Genomic DNA, 1,336 nt, shown 5'->3' on the forward strand with positions numbered 1-1,336 from the left:
AACTGCCTTACGTATTGCTCTGTTATTTTCTCAGCTTCTTTAGTTGATTTGGCGTTCTTCTTTAGGTAATTGGATAATGTTCCCAAAACGCTAGGCATATGCCCAAATACAGTCATCGCATCAACGCCAGCAAGCTTACCTTTCATTTGCGCTTTGGTTAGCGCATTGATAGCAGATTCTGCGCCTATAGTGCTTGTTTTATTGATAGTCAATAAATCGGACATTGAGCCAATATAAGATAGCGTACCTTGCGTACTATATCCTAGCTCGCCCATAGAGTTAGAAAGACGAATATATAACTCTGATGATTCTTCAATTGTACGACCGTTTCGGTCAGAAGTTGCTAGGAGCTGGTCTAAAATGTCTTTAGTTTGTGATGCGGTTGCGCCAGTGTTTTGTATACGGTCTTCTAGCTCGTTCCAGCTTTGTGCATAAGAAATAATTTGGTTAGAAACTAAAGCAGCAGATACAGCCTTAGCAATAGTAGTAAGCTTACCAAGTGCTCCTCCTGCGCTTTTTGCTGAGGATTCTAATTTATCTATGCCTTTTGATGCTTTCGCTCCACTATCACTTAATTCCTTAAGTTCTTTTTTTGCTTTGTCAGTTGCTTCTAGTAAGTCTTTTAGTTCTACGCTGCAAGTAATAGTAAAATCTTTGTCACGTGAAAAGTATGTCGTCATATAATAATCTCCTAATGATAAACGCGCGTTGGGGTTTGTAGTAATGATTGTTCGGTATATATTTTTATAGCTCTATTCCCCCAGTCGGTTATATGCCAAGGTTTACTATAAAAATTAATCATATCTTCGATAAAATGAAATGGGTCAGATTTTCTACCGTTTTCTGTACAAAATAGTGCTAGTTCAACTAACCCCGATGATAATTGTTCTTTTGTGATAGTTCCTGTGTAAGTGTCGCCATCATTAACAAAGGTAAATATGGTATTACCTTGTTTAGCTATCATTTCATTAACATAAGTTTCCGCTATAGCGTCAGCAAGTGATTTCAATGATTTCATTTTCTTTTATACTCCTTTAAGTTTTGGTTCTTCGGCTTTGGGTAGCCAATCTTGACTAGTATTGATATTAAGCTCTACGTTGGTCCTCATCCCTTTATTTGCTCTTTTACGCATGTAGTCTTTACCGTTTTCTTTCATTGCATAATTAAGCGATGTGCCAAATTGCGTCAGTGATAACGGATTGTTTAAACCTGTATTGCGGATGTATTCAATATAAGCATGATATAAATATTTTCGGGGGTTAAAGGGCATTATTCCCATATTGCCAATAAACATACCATTGGGATAATCAAGCGCATCAAGATAACTACAAAAATC

At 37.0% G+C, this 1,336-nt stretch carries 3 protein-coding genes; all 3 read right to left on the reverse strand.

What is annotated here, in order from left to right; translation table 11 throughout:
- The coding region (locus ACGH6Q_RS12300; RefSeq protein ID WP_411592991.1) for a tape measure protein at positions 1 to 680 on the reverse strand (680 nt) is incomplete at its 3' end.
- An 11-nt stretch (positions 681 to 691) separates the two neighbouring features.
- Positions 692 to 1,018: a hypothetical protein gene (locus ACGH6Q_RS12305; RefSeq protein ID WP_296318073.1), complete on the reverse strand. Its 327-nt coding sequence runs from the start codon at positions 1,016 to 1,018 to the stop codon at positions 692 to 694.
- A 6-nt stretch (positions 1,019 to 1,024) separates the two neighbouring features.
- A partial coding sequence (locus tag ACGH6Q_RS12310) for a primase-like DNA-binding domain-containing protein (RefSeq protein WP_411592992.1) occupies positions 1,025 to 1,336 on the reverse strand: 312 nt, incomplete at its 5' end.

This window comes from Gilliamella sp. BG2 (assembly GCF_046635645.1).
In the GTDB taxonomy this organism is placed as follows: Bacteria; Pseudomonadota; Gammaproteobacteria; order Enterobacterales; family Orbaceae; genus Gilliamella; species Gilliamella bombi.